We start from the raw sequence: 22,623 nt of genomic DNA, 5'->3' as shown, positions 1-22,623 counted from the left end.
TAATATCACGCACTATGTGATGTTAAAAATTGATATGGAATGATTTTGTCGGTGGGAAATTAATCAATACATTGTCCGGCATTCACCGCTTATTATCTTTAAGGAATGCCTGATGCCGGCGTTTAACACCTGTAAAATTACACGATGTATTCTGCTGGCGTGTTGCCTGCCCAATATTGCCGTCATGAGCGCCAGTGCGGCAAATTACACCCTGCCACTGCTGCTGACGAACAATCAAAAGCTGACCTTATCCACCAAGGATAACGAAAATATTGTCGCCGATAACCCGTTGATAAAATATGGCATTATGGTCAATAACGGCGCAGAACTGACGTTCCTGGCTAACACGTTCAACGCTTCCGGCAGCCAGCTTGGCTCCTCGCTTGTCGCGCAAAATGGCGGTGTCATTAATATCGGGAAAGATTCCGTGATTAATCACAACAGTCAATCCGGGGAAATTTCCCATGCGGTGACGATACAAGATGCAGGCAGTGTTTTAAATATCAACGACGCGACCCTTAATTCTAACAGTGCGGCAGTGGTGATTAATAATAACGCCACCGCGAATATGATTAATACCACAATTAACGCCAATAATGCGGATAATGCCGTTGAGGTGAATAATGGCGCCACGCTGAATGCCACCGGGCTGGCTGTTAATCATCTTTCGGGAATGTCCAGCAGTTCGGCAATAGCCATCAACAATGCCGATGCCACATTACTGAATACGTCAATTTTATCTCAGGTTCGCCAGGGGATAAGTATCGACGGGTCCGCTGACCGCTTCTCAAATGTCACTTATGATCGCGGAACCATCATCACAGAGAAAGATCAGAGCAATGCCGTGATATTGTCATTCGGTAATTTACAAATGAAGAATGTCGACATCCACACCTCCGGGCAATATGGCAACGGCGTGATGCTGGAAAACGACAGCAATGTACGGATCAACGGCGGATCCATTACCACGAAGGCGACGTCCACTAACGGCATAACATTCCTCGGCGCTAACAACCTGATTCTGGAAAATGAACTGCTTATTTCCACACCGGGCAATGCCTCCGTCGGCCTGTCACTGAGCGGCGCCCCCATGACAGACGATCAGTGGCAAAACGTTCGCATTGATAACGCGACCATAAACAGCGGCAATATCGGCATCAGCAAGATTTACAACGGTAATGCGCAAGTGATCATCGAAAACGCCGCTCGCATTGTCGGTATTAACGCGGCCATGACCTTTGCCGATAACGGCATCAGTACGGTGAATGTCAGCGGCAAAAGCCAGATTATCGGCAATATTATCAATGCGACGACGGCGAAAACCGATGTCACACTGGATGCCTCCGTGCTGACCGGCTCGGTGCAAAACCTCCATTCACTGGCGCTGAATAATCAGTCCGCGTGGAATCTGACTGGCGATTCCGTGCTCGGGGATTTATCGCTCGATAACAGCCTGATGAACTTCACCCAACCGCAGCAGGGGGCATTCCACACACTTACCGCCAGCACGCTTTCCGGCAACGGTGCCCTGAATTTCAACACGCAACTGGGCAGCGATAATTCCCCCACCGATTTACTGCATGTTCAGGGTAACGCCAGCGGCAATTTTGGGGTGCTGGTGCGCAATGCCGGGGGCAATGGTGCGCTGACGACAGGCGACGGGATCCGTCTGGTGCAGGTGGATGGGGATGACACATCGTCGCTGAAATTGCTGAGAAAAGTCAGTGCGGGGGCATACGATTATTATCTCTATAAAGGCGGCAGTACGTCGCCAAAAGACTGGTATCTGCGCACCTGGCTCGAACCGGTGCCGCCGCCGGAACCAGTGCCTGATCCTGACCCGACACCGGAGCCCACACCGCAACCTGCACCCACACCTAAACCGGTGATCGCCTACCGGACGGATGTCGTGGGTTACATTGCCGCGCCCTTCCTTAACCGGCAGTACGGCTTTAGCTCAATGGGGTCTTATCACGAACGTACCGGCGATAGCGTCAAACGTGCTCAGGATGGCACATGGGCACGCGTCGGCGGATCGCATGATAATTATGATGTAGGTCGCTTCAGTTTTGACAGCGACATTCGTTATATCCAGATCGGCAAGGATTTGTATCAGGATGAGACACCGCGCGGGAATAATGTGCATGCCGGGGTGATGATTTCGCTGGGGGATCAGAAAACCAGCAGCTCGGACAGCGCCCGCGGGCTGGTCGGTGAATCCACCGATACCGGAGATGTGTCTACCGATGCTTACGGCATTGGCGGCTATTACACCGTGAAGACCGACAGCGGCGCGTATCTGGATTTCGTCGGGCAAGTCACCGATTACCACACCGAATTCCAGAGTGAAACGGAAGCTAAACAGGACGGCTACGGCGTGGCGCTTTCAGCGGAAAGCGGCATTCCCTTTGCAATAACCCAAAGCTGGAGGCTCGAACCCCAGGCGCAGGTGATTTATCAGTATCTGCATATGAGAGGGTTCAATGACGGTATTGCCGCGGTAGCGAAAACCGCCGACAACAGCGTACAGGCACGCGGCGGTTTGCGGCTTTCTCATCAGCCTCAGGTAGATCAGCCCAACATTACGCCATACCTGAATATCGACGCGATATCGACGCTCAGCGATGCGCCCGCCGTCACCATCGGCAGCACTGAGATTTCGCCTGATTTCTCGCAAAGCGCCTGGAAAGCAGGTGGCGGGATCACGGCGCCATTGAGTAAAAATGCATCGTTTTACACCAGCGTGAATTATCAGCGTGGCTTTGACGGAAAACAGGAAGGTTACCGGGGCAATATCGGTATTAATGTCAGCTTCAAATGACGAATGAATGATGCAAAAAAAGGCGATGCCGGAGCACCGCCTTTTGCTTTTGACTTCACCATGATCAGACTGGCGGCAGGTCAAACAGCAGAATTTCGCTGTCTTCCTCTGCGTGAACGGACAATGCCGTTTCATCCCAGATCGCCAGCGCATCACTCTGCCCGGCTTTCTTACCGTTGATGGACACGGTGCCTTTTACCACCTGGATCCACACGCGGCGGTCAGCCTGAATCTGATAAACCGACTGTTCATCTTTTTTCAGCGCCCAGCGGGACAACTCCATATCCTGGAACACTTTCAGCGAACCGTCGCGGGCATCCGGTGAAAGCACTAACTGACGACCCTGCGGCGCATCGAACATACGCTGTTCGTAACGCGGTTCCAGCCCTTTTTGATTCGGGATAATCCAGATCTGATAAAGGTGCAGTTTACGGTCGCTGTTACCGTTGTATTCAGAGTGTGTCACCCCGGTCCCGGCGCTCATAATCTGGAATTCCCCCGCCTGGATCTGTTCTTTATTGCCCATGCTGTCCTGATGTTCCACGGTGCCTTCCAGCACATAGGTCAGAATTTCCATGTCTTTATGCGGATGCTTACCAAAACCCTGTCCTTCATCGATAAAGTCTTCATTGATCACCCGCAGTGCGGAGAATCCCATGAATTGTGCATCGTAATAATCGGCGAAAGAGAAGGTGTGCCAGCTTTCCAGCCAGCCGTGACTGGCGTGACCGCGTTCTTGTGCCTGACGTAAATAGATCATGTTCAACTCTCCTCAATGTTTTCTCTAGTCTAGTCAACGCCTGAGAATAAGAAAGCGTAAAAACTTCACCCCTCTGTTCAAAAAATATGAACAAATGCAGGTGACTCAATCCAAAGGATTTGAGGAAGGTTGAGGTAAATTGTTCTTGTACAGGTTGCTTAATTACCCATCGGTACAATACTCAAAGAAGAAACTCCTTAAGGTAAATTAATGTGACATCTGTTTCCGGAAATTATCATGATTAACCGCCGCGAGTTGATCGCGGGAATAACCGGTGGTGTAGTGTCGGCGGGATTATTTAAAGCCGTTGAAATTAATCCGGATAAAATGATTAGCGCGAGCAACATTATGGCGTTAAGAAACCTCCCTGCGCCTGCTGACCGGACCTGCGCGATGGTTTTGGGATATTACTTTGCCGGAGATGGTGCGCCAAAACTGGTTTACTGGGATGCGAACAGTGAGAAAGAGACCAATCAGGGCACCGTTATTTCCTCGTTAAAATCCGCTAAAGGCCGCTGGTTGCAATTACATAACGGCGTCATGGATTTTCGTCAGTTTGGTATAGTTAACCGACAAAATGCTGCAGATGCGGCACTGAAGGCGATGATCAGTGATCCGCTTATTCACCGGATTGAAGCACATACCTCGCTGAATTTCATGTCGCGCCATCGCTTTAACCGTTCGAATATCACCCTCGATTTTAATGGCCAGACAGTGACCGCGACAGGACTGGAAACCCTGGCAGATGCCAAAAATAATTACCTCTCCGCTATTTTCTTTTTCAGGGGAATAGCAGAAGAAAAAACATCAATATCCCTTCTCAGGGATCCTTTGCCTTTATTGTCAGAAATCTATCCGGTAGATGACAGCAGCTTATATCCTGTCGGCCAGTGGTATTGCCTGGAATCGGACAAAGTCTCCGGCCACTGGGAACGCAAAATACAACGACTGGTGCAGGTGACAGAACAGATTGATGAAACGCATATCCGGCTCAATTACAGAAGCGGCTGGGCGCTGGACGCCCAAAGCCAACTGCACTGGCGCAAAGTCACGCCGGTTGAAAATGTCTGTATTCAAAACATGCATTATTTCGCAGAGGGGCAGCTGGCTAATAGCAGTTCCCAGCCGGTCGCCTTCGAATATGCCATTTATTGCGATGTTCTGAATGTTCATGCTCAGGGGACATTCTGGTCAGTCATTTTCCGTCGCTGGAATACCTTCTTTCGCACCGAACAATGCTCGCTGACTAATCCACCTTCGGTTTCCTGGGGCGGCGCAGGCTATCTGACTCAGCAAATTTACTGTCAGTATGGCGTGATTACGGACTGTACGGCATCCAATGCCCGGCATCTTAACGATTTCACCGCCAGCTCTTCCTGCGTGGTAAAGCACTGTCACAGCAACGGTGACAGTTCCGGTGCTTTCGTCACGCACGGTCAGTATGAACATGATCTGCATTTTACGGCCAACTCCGGCATCCTGACACTGGCCAATTCCGGCAAACCCTGGGGACAGTCGGCGGCACGTATTGTCATCAACCAGCACCATTGTTCTATGCTGACAGCCGACACGCACGTTACTGATCTGACCTTAACGGATGTGCACATTTACCGGAGTGTGGAACAGGATAATCTCGGCATATTGCGCCTGAATTGCGACGGACTGACGGTGCAAAACTGCAGCCTCAGCGGAGAACTGACATTACTGCAAAACAGTCAGCGCAGTATCAAAATGAACGTATTCGAAAACTGCGGGTTCGTACTGGATCCTCGCCATGATTCCACTATCAGTAACCTCGCGCCGGATGACCCGTTTATTGTTTCTCATCCTGCTGCCGAAGCCCGGAATTCCATTAATGGCCATTCGCTGCTGTATTTTTCCCATTGCCAGTTTAAAGGAACGGACAAAGATGTTTCGCTGTTAATTAAAAATAAAGAAGTTAACTTTAACGCCTGCCGTCTTGAAAATGTGTCCCTTATTTTAACGGCTGATGAACCTCAGAAAATCGTTATTAATGGTGATTCCACACTGTCCAGTGATCAGGCCTCCCGGCCTTTACTTTCACGGACCGGCGAACATCCTGTGACCTGGCGATTAGGCCCAATGCAAACTGAAGTGACCGGTGACGATCAGCTTCATATTCACATTACCGCCGGTATTAATCATTATCAGGCGCATCACGTGACATTCACGCACGGTAAGCGGTTATTCACAGATAAGGCATTTTCCCGTCCGTCTTATTTTATTGAACAGAACAATATCATGATAAATACCCGATCCGTTGTGCCAGCCAGTACAGGGCCGCATATTGTGGTTGAAAATACGGAGATATAACAAAATAAAGTGGCTCACCTCTGAGCCTTAAAAGGATTCACCATGAAAACGTTCAATTCTGTATCCGCGCTGAAGAATCATAAAATACGTCTGGATCATAATGTCTTCGTTAATGGTTATTTTCAGGCCGGTGACGGCGGCGGCGGTCATTATCACTGGGACAAAAACTGCGTTCTGCCCGCCAATAACGGCACAGTCATCCCTTCTGACCACTCGGACACCGGACGCTGGCTGCTTATCCATCAGGGCGTGGGCGATTTCCGCACTTTCGGTATTCTCAATGCTGATCAACCCGCCGACGATGCGCTGGATGCATTAGTCAATGACCCGGCCATCAGCCAGATCTTCGCTTTTTCAGATTTGCTTTTTCAGCGCCGCCATCGTTTCTCACGCTCAGACATCACCCTGGATTTCCAGAACAACCGGGTTTTCACCACCGGCATTGCCAGCGCACCGGTCAATGACCCGTTTGCCGCCGTACTGTTCTTCCGGGGCACGGTGACCGGCACCCCCGTCTCCTTCACGCTGACTGAAACGTTGCAGGAGCAAACGGATATTTTCCCGGTCGCGGATTCGTCACTGTTCAGCGTGGGCGACTGGTATGCAGTGCAGGTTGCACCGGTGAAAGGCGCGGCGGAACGCGAGCTGCAAAAGCTGGTGGAAATCATCGCGATTCCTGACAGCACGCATATTCAGATTGGCTATTACAACGGCTGGGAACTGCTGGCTGGCAGGGTGATCAGCTGGCAGAAAGTCGAACCGGTCGCATTCGTCACCATCAAAAATATGCAGTTCTTCGGGGCGGGGGCTGATCAGATCAGCGGCAGCCATCCGGTGGCGTTCGAATACGGTGTTTACACCAATGTCGAAGGGATCCATTCGACGGGCTCGTTCTGGCCGGTGGTGATGCGCCGCTGGAATACCCATTATCTGACGCAGCAGTGCTCTCTCATTAATCCGCCGAACACCGCCTTTGGCGGTGCCGGATATCTGACACAGCAAATCTATTGTCTGTATGGACATGTCAGTGATTGCAGCGTGGCGAACGCGCGGCATTTAAATGATTTCACGGCGTCGGCATATTGCCTGGTCGAGAATTGTCACGCCAGCGGACAGAGCGCGGAAAAAGGCCCGTTCGTGACTCACGGTCAGTACGAACATGATCTCACCTATACCGGCAATTCCGGCCTGATGACCTTTGCCAATTCCGGTGCCACCTGGGGAGGCAGCGCCAAACGTATCAATGTACGTAAGCACGTCTGTCCGTGGTTTGTCGCCCGCTCCGGCGTGAGTGAACTGACGCTGGAAGATCTGGTGGTGATCACCAACGAGACTATCCCGCAGTCCGGGATGTTGTGGGTGAATGCCGACGGTTTGCAGATGACCGGCTGTACCGCTGACCGCACCCTGATTATCAGCCAGGCATCGCAACGCGCTGCGCGCCCGAACGTTATTCGTCAGTGTCAGTTTTCCCTGCAGGAGGACGGCGCGCCGGTAGTACAAAGCAACGTCACTGCCGCCATCACCTTTACCGATACGGTATTTAATGACATCAACGGGCATTCATTTGACAGCACGGCGCCGGTGAATTTTGTCCGCTGTACGTTTAATGCCACCACCGAATTTGCACCGCTCACGCTGAAATCTTCCACACTGTCGGTTCAGGCATCGCAGTTTAATCAGGTCGGCTTCACGCTTTCCGGCACTGCGCCAAAGCAAATCGATATTCTTTCCTCAACCCTGACGCAGGCAACGTTCGACTTCACCGACGTCGCCGCACAACCCGCCAGCTCACTGATGTTCCTTAATAACCGTTTATCCGGCAGCACCGTCATCGCCCAACCACCCGCCGGAGATCGGGTGATATGGCAGCAGAATATGATTCTTGCCTGACGCGGGATTCTTCTAATTAACGTGTTTTTAGAAATAGTTTGAGTTGTGGAGAAGATATAAAGGAGTTTTTCGAAATAGTTTGAGTTGTGGGCAGGCGGCCAGCAAGCGAATCCCCGGGAGCATACACAAGTATGTGACCGGGGTGAGCGAGCGCAGCCAACGCATCCACAGCTCAAAATATGAAGAAAAAAAAGCCAGCACCCGGCTGGCTAAGTAATACTGGAAGCAATGTGAGCAATGTCGTGCATTCATGGGGACCCGTTTGACCTTGGTGTGAGGCCATCCCCGGAACGCATGGCAATAATAATCATTATCATTCGCACTTGTAAAGCGTTTTTTTCACCAAACATTCGATTGACAGTTTTCCTATTCCTGATAAATGTAGAGGATATTCAAACAGTAACCACAAAAAGAGGAGTGTCGCCATGAGCGAAATAGTCATTCGTCACGCTGAAGCCGCAGATGCAGAGGCGCTTCAACACCTATACGCTCAGGTTCCTGTTTACAGCGACACCCTGCAACTCCCTTATCCACCCGCCACGCTATGGGAAGACCGCCTTGCCAATGCCGCACCCGGCCGGTTCGCGCTGGTTGCGTGTATCGACGGCAAACTGGTGGGCAATCTCACCCTGATGGTTGAGCAGCCGTGGCGACGCCGCCATGTGGCGACTTTCGGTATTGGTGTGGATACGCAATTTCAGGGAAAAGGTGTCGGCAGTAAGCTGATCGCTGCTGCCCTTGAGTTGTGTGACAAATGGTTGCACGTGATCCGCGTCGAGCTGACGGTTTATGCCGATAATGATGCCGCAATCGGGCTGTACAAAAAGTTCGGTTTCAGCGTTGAAGGCCTCAGCCCGAGCTACGCAATGCGCGACGGCGAACTGGTGGATACGCTGCATATGGGGCGCATCCGTGGCGTACGGCAACCGGTTTAATCAGCACTGACGGAGGCGCTGGTTTCAGCCGGAGGCTGACGTAACAGCAACCGGACGACCAGCGCCAGCGCCATCAGCACCAGCAGCGCCGAGCCAAGATAAATCGCATCAATGCCAGCCTGCGCCATCAGCACACCGGCCAGCGGGCCGGTAATCCCCAGAGATAAATCAAGAAATGCCGAATAGGTCGCCAGCGCGCTGCCCTGATTTTCCTGCGGCAACTTTTTGACTGCCACCACGCCCAGCGCCGGATAGACCAGCGAGAAACCCACACCGGTAATGAAAGCACCGGCCATTGCTGCCCACGCCGTCGGGGCGAAAAACACCATAATCAGCCCGGCAATCTCCACCACAAAACAGGCCAGCGCCACACGCAATCCGCCAAAACGGTTGATGCTGTTGGGCAATAACAGCCGCATGCCGACAAAGGCCACACTGAAGAATGTCAGGGAAAATGCCGCGCCCGGCCAGCCTTTTGCGGCATAAAACAGGGTGATGAAGGTGGCAATCACCCCAAAGCCGGTGGACGCCAGCGCCAGCATCATGCCATAAGGCAATATTTTCCCCAGCACCTGGCGGAACGGGATTTGCGCCGGGGCTTTTGTGACCACCGGCGGCTTGCGCCACGCGGTGATGAGCGCCGTCAGCGCCACCAAAATGATGCACACCGACAACAGCGTCAGGCCGCCGAAACTGAAAATCAGCACACCGAGTGGCGCACCGATCGCCATCGCACCGTAAGTGACCACCCCGCTCCATGAAATCACTTTGCCGATATGCAGGGAGCCGACCACGCTGATGCCCCACAGCGTCGAACCGGTTCCGGCAAAACTTTGCCCGGCACCGAGCATCACGCGGCCAAGACATAACAACGCCAGACTGACCGCCGGTGTGGCGTCAAATCCCAGTGCCAGCAGATAGAACACGCCGCTGAGCAGGCAGCCGCTCAGCCCGAATATCACCACCCTTTTTGGCCCGACTTTATCCGCATAACGCCCGGCATAAGGGCGGCTCAGCAGCGTCGCGAAATATTGCAGGCTGATGACCAGTCCCGCCCAGAAAGCACTGTAGCCGAGATGCTCATGTACATAACCCGGCAGGATCGCCAGTGGCAGGCCGATGGTCAGATAGTTGGCAAAATTGAACACCAGAATCGAGAGAATTCGCAGCGTGGTCTTTGACGGACTGGTGGCAGTCAGGTCGGGCGAAGCAGCGTCAGGCATGGAAAGTCGCGTCTCACAAAAAAGGGTTCTGGCATGTTACGAAGCCGTAAATGAGTGTTTGACTTTATTAGCAATGGCTTGCTTTCGCAACAAATTGAACCGTTGTTTTACTCAGGCTTCCCCGTACTGCCATCAAAGTGACACATCACTGTCATGCGCGCTGATTATGGTCGGGAGACTTCAACCGGAGGACATCCTATGTTCAGCATGGATACCCTGTTTCAGGATCTCGACCCGCAGCAGAAAACCCCTTCCTGGCAACGCAAACTGTTAAAAATCCTGTTCCGCGAAAAAGAGTTTCACCGTTTCGCCGATCAGTATCCGCACCTGAAAGGCATTGATATGGCCGAGCAGGTACTTGAACATTTTAATATCCGCTGTGAACTGACCGAGCGCGACCGGGAGCAAATCCCGAGCTACGGCCCGGTAGTTATCGTAGCGAATCATCCGATTGGCACGCTGGACGGACTGGCGATATTACATGCGGTGGCGTCGGTACGTCCGGATGTCAAAGTGGTGGCGAATCAGTTGCTGTCGCTGGTGTCTTCGCTCGGCAGCCTGATGATCCCGGTGGATAATATGGGCAACCGCACGCGGCGCAATCAGGTCACACAGATGCAGGAACACCTGGAGAATCAGGGCGTGCTGATTGTGTTCCCCGCAGGTGAAGTATCCCGCATGAGTTCGAAAGGCGTGCGCGACGGAAAATGGCACACCGGATTTATCCGCCTCGCCGCCAAAGCCCGTGCACCGGTGGTGCCGGTACATATCAGTGGCAGCAACAGCGCGCTGTTTTATCTCAGTTCTATGATTTACCGCCCGCTCAGTACGCTTTTACTGGTACATGAAATGTTCGGCCAGCGCGGCAACAGCCTGACGCTTAAAATCGGTGCGCGCATTCCGTATACCAGCTGGCACGATGGACAAATGCAGGCGGGCGATCTGGCAGCGCGTTTTCGTAAACACCTTTACCGCCTCGGCGCTGGCAAGCCGGGTTTGTTCCACACCGAAACGTCGATTGCCCGTGCGGAAAACCGTGCGGTACTAAAACACGCGCTGGAAGCCAGCGAAGTGCTGGGCAACACGCCGGACGGCAAAATGATTTACCTCTATCGTCGTCACGGTGAAGACACTGTGCCGATTTTGCGCGAGCTGGGGCGTTTGCGCGAAATCGCGTTCCGCGCCGTGGGCGAAGGCAGTGGTCGCCGCCGTGATCTCGACGGCTATGATGATGATTATTATCACCTGGTTTTATGGGATCCGCAGGCGCTGGAAATTGTCGGTGCTTACCGGTTCATCCCGACCGCAGAACAAGTCGCCAGCAAAGGGCTGAACGGGATCTACAGCCAGAGCCTGTTCCACTATGGCCATCAGATGGACCCGATTCTGGCGCAGGGTGTCGAACTCGGGCGCAGCTTTATTCAGCCCGCCTACTGGGGAAAGCGCGGGCTGGATTATCTGTGGCTCGGCATCGGCGCGTATCTGGCGAAATATCCGCAGACCCGTTATCTGTTTGGTCCGGTGTCGATTTCCGGCGGAATGCCGCTGCCCGCCCGCGATTTACTGGTGGCGTTTTACCGCCTGTATTTCTCCCCGGCATTACCGCTGGCGACATCACGACGTCCGTATCCGGCTTCGCTGCCCGATGTGTTAGCACAGTTTTGCGGCGATGATTATCAGGAAGACTTGCAGCGCCTGAAACGCCTGCTGGCGAATCTCGGGTGCAGCATTCCGGCGTTGTATAAACAATATTCCGAGCTTTGCGAAACCGGTGGTGTGCAGTTTATTGATTTCGGCAGCGACCCTGAATTCAACAACTGCATCGACGGGTTAGTGCTGGTGGATCTCAGCCAGTTAAAACCGGCGAAGTTTGAGCGGTATATTGCAGTGCATCAGGCAGAATAGATCACCGGGCTTCTCCCTCTTTAACGGGGGAGGAGAAAAACGTCTCTTTCCCGCAGGTTGCCTTATAGTCATCCGCCATTGCCATTTTCAGCAGTAAATCATGACCAATGTAATTGCTCCAGTTGAAGGTATTCTGTAAAACCACTACCGCATTTTTATGCTTCTTATCAAAACCAATATAACTGGAATAACCGCCGATATAACCGACCTGGTAAGTAATAATCTGGCCATCTTTATAATCCGTGACCCAGGCAATATTGGCCGCTTCTATTTTTCGCTGGAAATAGACTTTTTCCGTCACCTGAATGGCGTCACTGAGATCGCCTGGTTGTGAATCATCAATATGCGCCCGCAGATATTTCAGCAAGTCATCAGCATTACTGTAAAGGCTGGCCGCCGCTACCATATTATTCGAGAAATGCCAGTCGGGAACGACCTCGCCACGGCGGATAAGTTTAGGCTGATCTCCCGCATGTCCAATCGCACGATACGGATAGGCTTTTAACTGGCTGGCATAAAAACTGGTGTTATCCATTTTTAAGGCATTAAAAATAAAGGCATAAGATAATTGCTGGATATCTTCACCGGTTTTCAATTTCAGAATATAACCGAGCAGTGCATACCCTAAATTAGAATATTGCGGCACAAGCAATAATGGCTTTTTAAATGACGACAGATTATCCACAACGGCGTCGCTGTCCAGTTCATGATAGAAGTTGTCGCCGGTATATAAATACCTGAGAAAACTTTCCAACATATCTTTGGTCATTTTCTGACGGGGCAATCCCGAAGTATGCGTCGCCAGTTGCAGCAGAGTGATATTTTTAGCGTCTTCGCTCAGCGGAATATTTTTTGGCAGTAAATCTGCCAGTTTGTCATCCCACTTTAGCTGCCCTTTGTCGACCAGCCCCGCCACCACTTCTCCCGTCACGCCTTTACTGACCGAACCAAGCGCAAATAGCGTTTCGCCATCAATTTTGTAGCCGTTCACCGCGTTGGTATAGCCATAACCCCAGGTTCTGGCCGCGCCGTTATTTCTGATGATCCCGACCGCCATGCCGCTGGATTTTTCTCTGTGCAGATATCGCTGCGCGACGGTATCCACCATGTCGTCAAGATTTTGGCTACAGGCAAGCTGCTTCACTTCATGAGGATTTTCCTCCACCTGCATTTCAGAAAGTGTACCGCATGACGTCAGAAGCAGAGGAAGCATGATGCTTAAACCGGTAAATCGTCCCGTCATTCTTTTCATTTCATTGATTTATACAGCGCAATAGCACGGTAACAATTATGGGTAAACATCAGATGACCTTGTGACAGAGAAAGAGACATGCCGGATGGCGCAGTGCAGGCCGCAGACTGGGTTATTTCTTCGCGCTTTTCAATGAGAAATTGCTGTGTTCCTGATGTTCTTTTCAACAAACCTTCCTGCCCCTTCGGGAATAATTCAAAAACCGACTCAATGAGAATGAAAAATTTCTTTAAATGCATAAAAAATCACTTTAAACATTCACATCACGAACATTGAATTAACGTAAATTGTTGAATTAGATCAGTTTAATTAATGTTGATGCAACATTTGCCGATAACCTTGATTCACATCCTGCCGCTTTCCTGAAGGCGGGACTTTTAAAATCAGGGGAAAATATGAACATCACACAGCGTCTTTTACTGACGTTCTCGCTGCTTTCTGCGGCCCTTATCACAATGGGCATCGTCGCGATCATGTTGATTTCGGGTTTCCAGAACCGGTTTGAATATGTTCAGGTCAATACGATCCCTTCAATTAAGGATCTCAATAATCTTATTGATCAAAGCAATAAGCTTTCTCTCACCCTCTATAAACATCAGAGCCAGACTGATAACAGCAAAATGCCTGAAGTAGAAACCCGCATTCAGCAGCAGATTACCGGGTTAAAAACGCTGACAGATTATTATCTGCAGCACGACATCTCAGATGCTGAAGATGAAAGGCTGACGCACGTGGCTTTCGACAATATTCGTAAAGTGGAGGAGGCGCTTCCCGCCTTTCTGACCTCTTCACGGGCACATCAGGACGAGGTCACTCTGGCAATGATTGAGGGCGATGACAGCATCGGCGGGGCTATCCGTCAGCTCATCTCCGATTACCGAAAGCAGCTTACCTTAAATATCAACATTGGTGAGGAGCTGCGGGCCACCAACCACAGCATTTTCAGCACCACACTGTGGGGAATGGGCGGCAGCGTAACGATCATTATCCTGCTGTTGGGATCCCTTGCACTGGCCACCATCCGTCGGGTACGAAAAAGCCTGCTGGACATCGGGGGGATTATGGCCGTTGCCAGCGAGCGGCTTGATCTGACAGTGAGCGCCGATGACAGCCGTCATGATGAAGTGGGCAACATGGCCCGCGCGTTCAACAACCTGATGCAACGCGTATCCGGAGCGCTGCTGTCTGTGAGCGCGGCTTCCCAGTCCGTCAGCAGCGCCTCGGCACAAATCGCGGCCGGTAACGAAGATCTCTCCTCGCGCACCGAGCAGCAAGCGGCCTCTCTGGAACAAACGGCCGCCAGCATGACCGAGCTCAGTGAAACGGTTCGCCAGACGGCTGACAACACGCGCCAGGCCAGCCAGCTGGCGGGTAACATGAATGCGCTGTCGGAGAAAAGTGCATCATCACTTGAGACGATGCTGGGTACGATGGGTGATATCCGCAGCAGTTCGCGCAAAGTCACTGAGATCATCACGCTTATCGAAGGCATCGCCTTCCAGACCAATATTCTGGCGTTAAATGCTGCCGTAGAAGCGGCACGAGCCGGTGAGCACGGTAAAGGCTTTGCTGTTGTTGCCGGTGAAGTCAGAAATCTTTCACAACGTTCGACCACTGCCGCGCGTGAGATAAAAGAACTGATCGACCTTTCCTACAGCCTGATCGAAGCCGGTGCCCATCAGGCGGGCGATGTCGGCGAGAACATGAACTCCATGGGTAATGCCATCCGTCAGGTGACTGATTTGGTCAACGAGATTGCCGCAGCGGCAACAGAACAGAGTCAGGGAATTTCTCAGGTGCATCAGGCGGTCAATCAGATGGATGACGTGACCCAGCAGAACGCCGCGCTGGTTGAAGAAGCCTCTTCAGCCTCGCGCTCGTTGCAGGATCAGGCGGATGGCCTGGCGAGACTGGTCGGCGAATTCCACCTCAGCAACGCCACGGCTCAGCATCAGTCCCTGGCAAAACCGGCGCAGGCACTTGCCGCCCTTCCACGCAAGGAAAAGCCGGGGGCACTCTCAGCCAATGAGGCCGACTGGCAAAGCTTCTGATCAGGCTTTTACCGTCGTCTTATTACCGGGAGAACGTCATTATGGAAAATCTTCAGGAGCATACCGGCCATCTGGAAAAACACAGGGCGCTGGTAGAGAGCTTCGAACAGATGGCGGCGCTGGTGAATCAGCTTGCTACGGGAGAATACCGGTCGCTGGATTTGTACATTAATAACTGCCGCCATTTTCGCGATCGCAGTCTGGAAGTTCAGGCGGTGCTGGCAGATAAGCGTTTTGAAACATACCTGATGCGCAATGATATTACGCTGTATTACAGCATTCACAGCGTAAATATGGCCTTCGGCATGATGACCAACATGCTGGAAAATTTGAAAGGTTTTTTGTCCTGAGAATGTGTTACCGGGGATACGGTAACGCGGCACGGGGTATTTTTTAATCTTTCCCCTGAAGGATCACTTGCTCCTTCAGGGGGATTTTTAATTCACCGCGCAGACAGCACCTCATGATGACGATATGGAATAAATAGTTTTAACTGCCACGAACAGCCACTGTCTTGGAACAATAAACTTTGTACACAAATTGTGTTCAGAGACCACAGTGGGGATAGACATCTTGCCCTATAAAGTGGAGTGCGCCTGCTTATGCAACCCAGCGGTTATTCCACGAATCTTTAAATATAATATTGCCCTCGCAACACTTCCACGTAATAACTTCATAGCGCATTTGGATTGTTTCAAAATGCGTTCCCGTCTGACCGCCTTGATATAGGTTCGGCGTAATAGAAGTTATTTTTACATTTTCCAGTATTATATTAAAATACTCGGATTCGATGCCTGCATCTAAAATCTGGTACATCTTAAATGTTGCGGATTTCATGGTAAGCCCCTGGCTCAGTCCTTTGTATAAAAGCGGTGTAACCTTATCAAATTACTTTTGAAATGATAAAGGTGAATGTACCCGTGTTCCCGTTAGTCGTCCCGTATTTGAGTCGGTTGGGATCTGTACATTATGAGTCAACGACTTTAATTCTATGGCTCCTACTCGACCAGAAACTAAAGATCCACCTATAACGGGTGATCCATTTTCATCAGTTAACCATAAATATGCTGGATTTGACATTTTACATCCTTATAATTTAAGCGACTGTATTAATCACATGGAAATTTTTTGTCTAAAAATTTTGCCACAAGATAAATACAAGCATTGAGAGTAAAAATAGAAATCAACCTCATTGTCCATGTGTCAAAATGGAAAATGAAATAGAAAGACAGCCAAACAGCTATCGAACCGGCAAACGCGCCTAGTGAGCCTTTAATTAACCCCATGAGATCCACTCAATTTTGATTCAACACGTTCCAGTATGTTATCAAACGCTAGCATTCCCTGTTGTCGTCTTACGATCAGAGCATCCACAAAGGGCTTGAGTGCCGGTTCAAACATAAAGTAGAGTAAGTCATAATCTTTTTTTCGCAACTCGCCATATATTTCAGGTTCGTCTATGCTGAGAGCTTCTGATGTTCTGATACAGCGTTCTTTCATTCCACCTATCAGCAATAAATTACCAACAAGACCACCCCGCACTGTGACTGCCAATCCAGCACGCTGAGCAATCGCCGTGGCTATTTTTGCTGAAATTACAGAGTTAGTTGCAGTGCGACCTATTATTGAAAATAAAGACCGGCTGTATATTTTGTTTTGTTTGCTTTCTGAAACGTATTTATCAAACTTTTCGAAAACCGTCTTTATCGCGTCTAGAATCCGATCATAATTGAGGATTCCATTTTTGATTGCATGGATGATTCTAATGGTTTGTGTTTCGTGGGCGTAATGTGAATCAGTGTCAAATACACCATAAGCCATATATCCAAGATCGACGGGTACGGAGAGCGCACCGTGAACAAACCCTAATACTGAGTCAGGTGAAATAATGATATCGGCAATGCGTGTGGCGATTTCCTCATAATTGCTCATGCTAATTCCTTTTATTAGCCAGTTCCCAGCGTGTGAGTATACTCCCCCTTCGGCAGTGGATATATTAAAAGAGGCTTCGTCTTTATACATGCCGGCCCTCCCCGCTTCATGATGCACTGTGATTTCCCCAGCGGCCTTGCTCGCCGGTGAGATTCGGGTTTACGGGCAGGCTGCGTAATAGAGTTTTTCCGAATTGGGCTTTATACCCAGACTGCCCAACTTCCTCATGCCACCAGCGTGAACCGTTCGCTAAACACTACATATGCTATGCCGCCCATGTGCGACTGCTACCATATGTAGTGTTTTTCTGCTTTTGAGGGGGGAGATTGTCCTGTTTGACATCAAAATTAGATTTTTTGTAGAGGTGCTCTAGATCACGAACTTTAATGTCTCAAATTCAGGTTAGATCACAAACTATTTATTCAGATCACCGTCTGTATTATTCCAGAACAGCCACCAGATCCTGCGCACATGCCCACGCCGAGCTCCATGCCCACTGGAAATTGTATCCGCCCAGCCAGCCGGTCACATCCACCACTTCGCCGATAAAATACAGGCCGGGGACTTTCGCTGCCGCCATCGTTTTTGAAGATAATTCTTTGGTATCGACGCCGCCGAGTGTGACTTCCGCCGTGCGGTAACCTTCGGTGCCGTTCGGCTGTACCTGCCAGTTTTGCAGTTGCTCAACCAGTTCGGCCTGCTGCGGCACGTTCAGCTGTTTCAGCGTCACGTCCGGCAATTGCCCCAGCGTTTGCAGACATTCGACCAGACGCTTCGGCAGTTGCATTGCCAGCGTGTTTTTCAGACTCTGATTTGGGTGTTCCTGACGCTGTGCATTCAGAAACGCCGCCAGATCGACATCAGGAAGTAAGTTAACGCTCACAAACTCGCCAGGCTGCCAGTAACTGGAAAGCTGTAAAACGGCCGGGCCGGACATGCCACGATGGGTAAAAAGAATGCTTTCACGGAAGACAGTGCCGTCTTCAGCAGTGAGCACCGCCGGGACTGACACCCCGGAAAGCGTCTGCAAGTGATCGAGCAGCGGCTTGTGCAGGGTAAATGGCACCAGACCGGCGCGGGTCGGCAGTACTTTCAGGCCAAACTGTTCCGCCAGACGGTAACCGAAGGGTGTCGCGCCCAGCCCTGGCATGGAAAGCCCGCCGCTGGCAATAACAAGTGAGTGAGTGCTTACAGTTGAGCCATTCACTTTGATAACAAAGCCATTTTCGGTTTTCTGCACGTCGGAAATCTCGCTGCGCAAGCGCACATCGACATTGCCCTGCTCGCATTCTTTATCGAGCATGGTGACGATTTGCTGCGCCGAGTCGTCGCAGAATAGCTGCCCGAGCGTTTTCTCGTGCCAGGCGATGCCGTAACGGTTGACCATATCGATGAAATCCCACTGGGTGTAACGCGCCAGCGCGGATTTACAGAAATGCGGGTTTTCGGAAAGATAGGCAGCGGGTTCGGCATAAAGGTTGGTGAAATTGCAGCGTCCGCCGCCTGACATCAGAATTTTTCGCCCGGTTTTTTTGCCGTTATCCAGCAGCAGAACACGGCAGCCACCCTGTCCGGCCTGTGCTGCGCAGAACATGCCTGCCGCACCTGCACCAATGACTACCACATCAACCTGTTCCACTTTTGGCCTCTCTTTTCCGGAAATTCAACTACGTTTTAGATAAGGTTTGCCCTGTTAACCGGGGCTTTGAGTCGCGGATTGTAAGGGACGGAGGGCTGTTAAACCAGCCAGACAGACTGCTTGCCGGACGTCGTAAGTAAATGTTTCTGCGTTCAAAGGAGGAATAACATATTGATAGATAAATACTTAATTGAAATAAAGCCAAACATTGAACTGTTTTTAGTCAAAAAAATGTCATATTTTCCTTTTCCCGTCCCCCTGTTCTCGCAGATAATGCGCGGCGTTCATGACCACTAACTGGCGTAACAATTATGCTGCATCTATTTGCCGGATTGGATATTCATACCGGTTCGTTATTGATTCTCGCGTTACTGTTTGTTCTGTTCTATGAAGCCATTAACGGTTTTCATGATACGGCCAACGCAGTGGCAACCGTCATCTATACCCGGGCAATGCGTTCGCAATTAGCGGTCGTGATGGCAGGGGTATTTAACTTCTTTGGCGTCCTGCTCGGTGGTTTGAGTGTGGCCTATGCCATCGTTCATTTACTGCCAACCGATTTGCTGCTCAATGTGGGTTCTGCTCATGGCCTTGCCATGGTGTTCTCTATGTTACTGGCGGCGATCATCTGGAACCTCGGTACCTGGTATTTCGGCCTGCCGGCGTCCAGCTCCCACACCCTTATCGGCGCCATCATTGGCGTAGGGCTGACCAATGCATTAATGACTCACACTTCCGTGGTCGATGCGTTAAACATCCCTAAAATGATTGGTATTTTTGCTTCGCTGATTATCTCTCCGCTGGTCGGGATGATTATCGCCGGTACCATGATTTTCCTGCTGCGCCGTTACTGGAGTGGCAATAAGAAACATGCCCGTATCCACCTGACACCGGCGGAACGTGAGAAGAAAGACGGCAAGAAAAAACCGCCATTCTGGACACGTACAGGTCTGATTCTGTCGGCTATCGGCGTGAGTTTCTCTCACGGCGCTAACGATGGTCAGAAGGGTATCGGTCTGATCATGCTGGTGCTGATTGGCGTGGCGCCAGCCGGTTTTGTGGTGAATATGAACGCGACCGGTTACGACATTACCCGTACCCGCGACGCCGTGACACACCTCGGCCAGTATTATCAGCAACATGTTGATGCCGTGCCGCACGTGGTTGCACAGACGCCAATAGTGCCGGCACCGGACGTCAATATCGCACCGACCGATGAGCCTAAAGTGTTCCACTGCGACAGCAGCCACGCACTTGACGCTATCGGCCGCGCGCAAACCCTGCTGACCAATCTTCAGTCTTACAGCGACCTGGCACCGGAAGAACGCAGCCATATGCGTCGCCTGCTGATGTGTGTTTCTGATACTGCGGATAAAGTGGCCAAGCTGCCGGAAACCTCTCCTGCAGACAAACGCTTCCTCGGCGAGCTGAAAACAGACATTCTGCAAACCGTTGAATACGCGCCTATCTGGATCATTATCGCTGTGGCACTGGCACTGGCGCTGGGTACGATGATTGGCTGGAAACGTGTCGCAACCACTATCGGTGAGAAGATTGGTAAGAAAGGCATGACTTACGCACAGGGTCTGTCTGCACAGCTCACGGCGGCGGTCTCCATCGGCGTAGCCAGCTATACCGGCATGCCGGTATCCACCACGCACGTGCTGTCTTCTGCGGTCGCAGGAACCATGATTGTCGATGGTGGCGGTGTGCAGTCGAAAACCGTGAAAAACATCGCGATGGCGTGGGTCTTAACCCTGCCTGTGTCGATTGTGCTTTCCGGTGTCCTGTACTGGATTGCACTGAAGCTGATCTGATGATTGTCTGACCGGCATGAAATAAAAAGGCGACCTTGCTCAGCAGGTCGCCTTTTTTGTTTCCTTTTTCACGCATCCTCCCTCGCGTTTCTTTCCGTTTCTAATACCAAATCAGCATGGCTAACATACTGATTAATATTAAACCGACCAATGCTGTTGTCAGGATAAACTGACCGCGAACCCGTTCACAACGGCGGATAAACTCAGGATCGTGATGTTCAACGTAGCGCTGAGCATAAATATAGCGTACCAACCTTATTTGCTTGCTGGGCTGACCGTGAGACGTAAAAAACCCTCCTCCATCAACGTACTGATACAGCAGCGGATCACACCCTCGCAGAACCACCAGCAATGCGCGCAAAGAAGAGTAATAGCGCAGCATATTCACTACACACACAAAACATAAAGCCCAAAACAGCGCAACGGGACTGATCATGATTCCCCCTCAAGGCGAACTGACACCGCGCAATGCGCCCGTCGTGCTGGCACACACCCGGCGTTTCGCCCTGCCTTTCCGCAATTTCACACCCCCGGGCTACGTTCGCCCGCCCTCTTGCCCTATCACAGAAGATTGCCAAAACAGGAGACGCCTGCATTATTCAGTGTAGGAAACGAATCCGTAACTGTTCATATTATTTATATCTATACATAGCCGGAAACGGAAATGGGATCTGTATGCTTGATTTATTTAACCCTTTTGGCGCTATACTGAAGTCATGAGTTTTGCATGATGCTGATATTGCTATTAACCGACTTATGGAAGGAGTTTTCTTATGGCTTACAAACACATACTTATTGCTGTGGACTTGTCACCGGAGAGCAAAGTTCTGGTCGAGAAAGCCGTTTCCATGGCGCGTCCGTATAACGCCAAAGTGTCCCTGATCCACGTTGATGTAAACTATTCCGACCTGTATACCGGTCTGATCGACGTTAATCTGGGTGACATGCAGAAACGTATTTCCGAAGAAACGCATCACGCGTTGAACGAACTGTCGCAAAATGCCGGCTATCCGATTTCAGAAACCCTGAGCGGCAGCGGTGATTTAGCGCAGGTGCTGGTGGATGCCATCAACAAATATGGCATGGACTTAGTACTGTGCGGCCATCACCAGGATTTCTGGAGCAAACTGATGTCCTCCGCACGCCAGCTAATCAACACCGTTCATATCGACATGCTGATCGTGCCGTTGCGCGATGAGGAAGAAGAAGAATAAGAGGCGTTGTTGTTAATTTAAAAAAGCCCGCTGGTTTTCACCTGCGGGCTTTTTTTTATGACAGTAGTGGAAAGACGTTACAGCAGCGGCTTTCTATAACGGCGTATAGATATCAAACCGGTGGCTCTTGGTCACCACGGCGGCCTGTGCGGGGATGTCGGCCATCGGCGGTGCATAATCCGGGCGTTTCACCACAATACGTTTGGTCGCTAAACGGCGTGCCGGTTCCAGCAAGCCATCGGCATCTTCGTCCGGGCCGACCAGCCCCTGAAATACCCGCATCTCTTTCTTCACCAGCGCACTTTTCTGTTTGTGCGGATACATCGGGTCGAGATACACCACTTCCGGCTTTGGCGAAAGCTCAGCAAGCGCCGTCAGGCTTGAGACGTGCAGCAGCGTCATACGCTCGCGCAGCCACGGGCCAATTTCTGCATCGCGATAACCCCGCGCCAGCCCGTCATCAAGCAGTGCCGCGACCACCGGATTACGCTCCAGCATCCGCACTTTGCAACCCAGAGAAGCCAGCACAAACGCATCGCGGCCCAGCCCGGCGGTCGCGTCGACGACATCCGGCAGATAGCGTCCCTTGATGCCGACAGCTTTGGCCACCGCTTCACCGCGCCCGCCGCCAAATTTGCGACGATGCGCCATCGTGCCGCCGACAAAATCGACATAAATCGCGCCGAGTTTCGGCTCATCACGTTTACGTAATTCCAGACGTTCAGGCGTCAGCACCAGTGCCATCACAGCATCCGGGTCAGACGTCAGATTCCAGCGCTGCGCCAGAACAGATAAGGCGCCTTCATCGGCGCCTTCTTCACACAGTAAACACACACTCACAGGCAGA

The 22,623-nt window shown here is 51.3% G+C and carries 17 protein-coding genes and 1 pseudogene; 9 read left to right on the top strand and 9 right to left on the bottom strand.

Going from position 1 to position 22,623, the window contains the following annotated elements; genetic code table 11:
* Positions 1–112 precede the first annotated feature (112 nt).
* Positions 113–2,821: an autotransporter family protein gene (locus ABIC79_RS17245; RefSeq protein ID WP_354567934.1), complete on the top strand. Its 2,709-nt coding sequence runs from the start codon at positions 113–115 to the stop codon at positions 2,819–2,821.
* A 64-nt stretch (positions 2,822–2,885) separates the two neighbouring features.
* Here ABIC79_RS17245 and ABIC79_RS17240 read toward each other — a convergent pair whose 3' ends face one another.
* Positions 2,886–3,581, bottom strand: coding sequence for a pirin family protein (locus tag ABIC79_RS17240; protein WP_013573537.1), 696 nt, complete (start codon positions 3,579–3,581; stop codon positions 2,886–2,888).
* 237 nt (positions 3,582–3,818) lie between these two features.
* Here ABIC79_RS17240 and ABIC79_RS17235 point away from each other — a divergent pair, with 237 nt between their 5' ends.
* The 3 genes from ABIC79_RS17235 to ABIC79_RS17225 all read left to right on the top strand — a co-directional run bounded on the left by ABIC79_RS17235 (position 3,819) and on the right by ABIC79_RS17225 (position 8,743).
* On the top strand, positions 3,819–5,915 hold the full coding sequence (locus tag ABIC79_RS17235; protein ID WP_354567931.1) for a hypothetical protein: 2,097 nt from the start codon (positions 3,819–3,821) through the stop codon (positions 5,913–5,915).
* Between the two features lie 42 nt (positions 5,916–5,957).
* On the top strand, positions 5,958–7,808 hold the full coding sequence (locus ABIC79_RS17230; RefSeq protein WP_354567929.1) for a putative phage tail protein: 1,851 nt from the start codon (positions 5,958–5,960) through the stop codon (positions 7,806–7,808).
* 425 nt (positions 7,809–8,233) lie between these two features.
* Positions 8,234–8,743 (top strand): GNAT family N-acetyltransferase, encoded by a 510-nt coding sequence (locus ABIC79_RS17225; protein ID WP_013573534.1) that lies wholly within the window; start codon positions 8,234–8,236, stop codon positions 8,741–8,743.
* Here ABIC79_RS17225 and ABIC79_RS17220 read toward each other — a convergent pair.
* Positions 8,740–9,966 (bottom strand): MFS transporter, encoded by a 1,227-nt coding sequence (locus ABIC79_RS17220; protein WP_013573533.1) that lies wholly within the window; start codon positions 9,964–9,966, stop codon positions 8,740–8,742. The genes ABIC79_RS17225 and ABIC79_RS17220 overlap by 4 nt on opposite strands.
* 198 nt (positions 9,967–10,164) lie before the next feature.
* Between ABIC79_RS17220 and olsF the strand changes: the two genes are divergently transcribed.
* Positions 10,165–11,871, top strand: coding sequence for a bifunctional ornithine lipid synthase OlsF (gene olsF / locus ABIC79_RS17215; RefSeq protein ID WP_013573532.1), 1,707 nt, complete (start codon positions 10,165–10,167; stop codon positions 11,869–11,871).
* A 1-nt stretch (position 11,872) separates the two neighbouring features.
* Here the strand turns inward: olsF and ABIC79_RS17210 are convergent, their stop codons facing one another.
* A complete protein-coding gene (locus ABIC79_RS17210) occupies positions 11,873–13,084 on the bottom strand; it encodes a serine hydrolase domain-containing protein (protein ID WP_112152015.1) in 1,212 nt (403 codons plus the stop codon).
* Between the two features lie 35 nt (positions 13,085–13,119).
* Entirely contained in the window at positions 13,120–13,362 is a 243-nt protein-coding gene (locus tag ABIC79_RS17205; RefSeq protein WP_013573530.1) for a hypothetical protein, read from the bottom strand.
* A gap of 156 nt (positions 13,363–13,518) precedes the next feature.
* On the opposite strand from ABIC79_RS17205, the gene ABIC79_RS17200 reads away from it, so the two are divergent.
* Both ABIC79_RS17200 and ABIC79_RS17195 read left to right on the top strand, forming a co-directional pair.
* Positions 13,519–15,174 (top strand): methyl-accepting chemotaxis protein, encoded by a 1,656-nt coding sequence (locus ABIC79_RS17200; RefSeq protein WP_013573529.1) that lies wholly within the window; start codon positions 13,519–13,521, stop codon positions 15,172–15,174.
* Positions 15,175–15,215: 41 nt separating this feature from the next.
* The gene (locus tag ABIC79_RS17195; protein ID WP_013573528.1) at positions 15,216–15,524 is read left to right on the top strand and encodes a hypothetical protein; all 309 of its coding nucleotides are present in this window, start codon (positions 15,216–15,218) and stop codon (positions 15,522–15,524) included.
* A gap of 250 nt (positions 15,525–15,774) precedes the next feature.
* Here ABIC79_RS17195 and ABIC79_RS17190 read toward each other — a convergent pair.
* From ABIC79_RS17190 to ABIC79_RS17180, 3 genes and pseudogenes are all read right to left on the bottom strand, one after another.
* A pseudogene (locus ABIC79_RS17190) lies at positions 15,775–16,254 on the bottom strand (Hcp family type VI secretion system effector).
* A gap of 192 nt (positions 16,255–16,446) precedes the next feature.
* A complete protein-coding gene (locus ABIC79_RS17185) occupies positions 16,447–17,106 on the bottom strand; it encodes an Ssp6 family T6SS pore-forming effector (RefSeq protein ID WP_126125287.1) in 660 nt (219 codons plus the stop codon).
* A gap of 439 nt (positions 17,107–17,545) precedes the next feature.
* Positions 17,546–18,745 (bottom strand): BaiN/RdsA family NAD(P)/FAD-dependent oxidoreductase, encoded by a 1,200-nt coding sequence (locus ABIC79_RS17180; RefSeq protein ID WP_119261094.1) that lies wholly within the window; start codon positions 18,743–18,745, stop codon positions 17,546–17,548.
* A gap of 311 nt (positions 18,746–19,056) precedes the next feature.
* Here ABIC79_RS17180 and pitA point away from each other — a divergent pair, with 311 nt between their 5' ends.
* Positions 19,057–20,562 carry an inorganic phosphate transporter PitA gene (gene pitA, locus ABIC79_RS17175; protein WP_013573526.1) on the top strand — a complete coding sequence of 502 codons (1,506 nt, stop codon included), beginning with the start codon at positions 19,057–19,059 and terminating at the stop codon, positions 20,560–20,562.
* A 100-nt stretch (positions 20,563–20,662) separates the two neighbouring features.
* On the opposite strand, the gene uspB is transcribed toward pitA, so the two are convergent.
* Positions 20,663–20,998, bottom strand: coding sequence for a universal stress protein UspB (uspB, locus tag ABIC79_RS17170; protein WP_013573525.1), 336 nt, complete (start codon positions 20,996–20,998; stop codon positions 20,663–20,665).
* 337 nt (positions 20,999–21,335) lie between these two features.
* Here uspB and uspA point away from each other — a divergent pair, with 337 nt between their 5' ends.
* Positions 21,336–21,776: a universal stress protein UspA gene (uspA, locus tag ABIC79_RS17165; protein ID WP_013573524.1), complete on the top strand. Its 441-nt coding sequence runs from the start codon at positions 21,336–21,338 to the stop codon at positions 21,774–21,776.
* A 93-nt stretch (positions 21,777–21,869) separates the two neighbouring features.
* On the opposite strand, the gene rsmJ is transcribed toward uspA, so the two are convergent.
* Entirely contained in the window at positions 21,870–22,616 is a 747-nt protein-coding gene (gene rsmJ, locus ABIC79_RS17160) for a 16S rRNA (guanine(1516)-N(2))-methyltransferase RsmJ (RefSeq protein ID WP_037033739.1), read from the bottom strand.
* Positions 22,617–22,623 lie beyond the last annotated feature (7 nt).

Origin of the sequence: Rahnella sp. 2050 (genome assembly GCF_040544515.1) — a bacterium.
GTDB classification, from domain to species: domain Bacteria; phylum Pseudomonadota; class Gammaproteobacteria; order Enterobacterales; family Enterobacteriaceae; genus Rahnella; species Rahnella aceris.
This window is presented reverse-complemented; position numbering and strand designations above follow the sequence as displayed.